2 protein-coding genes are annotated in these 1,604 nt (G+C 76.3%); both read left to right on the top strand.

The genetic code is table 11. The annotated features are described in order from the left end of the window. Positions 1 to 61 precede the first annotated feature (61 nt). The gene (locus MCBG_RS01505) at positions 62 to 535 is read left to right on the top strand and encodes a hypothetical protein (RefSeq protein ID WP_084789403.1); all 474 of its coding nucleotides are present in this window, start codon (positions 62 to 64) and stop codon (positions 533 to 535) included. Between the two features lie 76 nt (positions 536 to 611). Beyond that, on the top strand, positions 612 to 1,604 hold a 993-nt coding region (locus MCBG_RS01500), incomplete at its 3' end, for an MFS transporter (protein WP_043323286.1).

Raw genomic sequence — 1,604 nt, 5'->3', positions numbered from 1 at the left:
TTTGCCGCGCGACGGCCGGAGGACTGACCTTCTCGGGCCCATGTCAATGTAGCGTTGACGAGTGAGCCTGGCCGGCCTGTCCGAGATCGCCGCGGCCCGGGTCCGGCTGGACGACCGCGAGCTGGACCTGATCGACCGGGCCCGGCACGACGGCGCCACCTGGGCCGACATCGCGCGGGCGCTGGGCCTGGGCAGCCGGCAGGCCGCCGAGCAGCGCCGGCAGCGTCTCGCGGCGGCCCGGCGGGCCCGCGTGACCCGGCTCGACCCGGCCGGCTCCCCCGACCTGCCCGTGCTGCGGACGGCGGTCGCCGACCTGCGCCGCTGGATCGAGACGGACCGCGCGTGGGACGGGCGCTTCCCCCGCGCGGCGTTGACGCGCCACACCTGCGCGCTCGCGCTCGACGCCCCCGCCGGGCCGCTGTACGCGCTGGCCGCGCACCTCGCCGACGATCTCGCCGGGGCCGGACTCCGGCTGCCGCCTCCGGTACGCGACGCCGCCGGGCGCATCACGGCGACACTGTCAACAAGACATTGACGTAGTCCCGAAGTGTTGCCACGCCCCGGCTCATGTTCCGAGGATGAGTCCTCCAGGCTCAACTCTCGGGGGACCCATGCGCCGCAACGCCGTCCTGTTCGTGGCCGTCTCGCTGCTGTCCGGCCTGGGCGGCAGCGCCATGGCCCTGGTCTCCGGCATCTGGATCCTGGACCTGACCGGCTCCACCGGGCTCGCGGCGCTGGCCGGTCTCTGCGTCTACGCCCCGACGCTGGCCGGCCCCTGGCTCGGCGGCCTGCTCGACCGGGTCCCCCGGCGTCCCCTGGTGGTCGGCGTCAACCTCGCTCTCGCCGCCGCGCTGCTGAGCCTGCTGGCGGTGCGCGGGCCCGGCCAGGCGTGGCTGATCTACGACGTCTCGCTCGCCTACGGGATCGGATACGTGCTCGTCGACGCCGGCGAGACCGCGCTGCTGCCCGCCGCGCTCCCACCGGCCCGGCTGGCCGACGTCAACGGCTGGCGGTCGAGCGCGCAGGAGGGCGTGAAGCTGGTCGCGCCGCTGGCCGGGGCGGGCCTGTACGCGTGGCGGGGCGGGCACGTCGTCGCGGTGCTCGCCGCCGTCGTACCGGTGCTCGTGGCCGCCTTGTACGGCGCGTTACGCCTGGCCCGGGCGGCGTCCGCTCCCCCGACCGCACCCGCGGTGGGGCTGCGGGCCGGGCTGACCGCGCTCCTGGCCCGGCGGGCGGTACGCGTGCCGGTGGCGCTCGCGGCGGCGTCCATCGCGATGTCCGGCTTCACCACCGCGGCGCTGTACGACGTGGTGGTGACCGGCCTCGGGCTGCCGTCCACCTTTCTCGGCGTGCTGGCCGGCGCGCAGGGTGGCGGATCGCTGCTCGCCGGGCTGGTCGTCGGCCGGCTCGTCCGCCGCCACGGCGAGATCACGGTGGGGGTCGCCGGCGCGGTCCTGTTCGCGGCCGGCTGTCTGGGACGCTGCCTGCCGTGGTGGCCGGGCACGGTCGCCGCCTCGGTGGTGATCGGCGTCGGTCTGCCGTGGACGCTCGTCGCGGCGGTCACCGCCGTGCAGACGTACACGCCGCGGGAGATGCTCGGGCGG

Origin of the sequence: Micromonospora sp. M42, assembly GCF_000568915.1 — a bacterium.
GTDB classification, from domain to species: Bacteria; Actinomycetota; Actinomycetes; order Mycobacteriales; family Micromonosporaceae; genus Micromonospora; species Micromonospora chalcea.
This window is presented reverse-complemented; position numbering and strand designations above follow the sequence as displayed.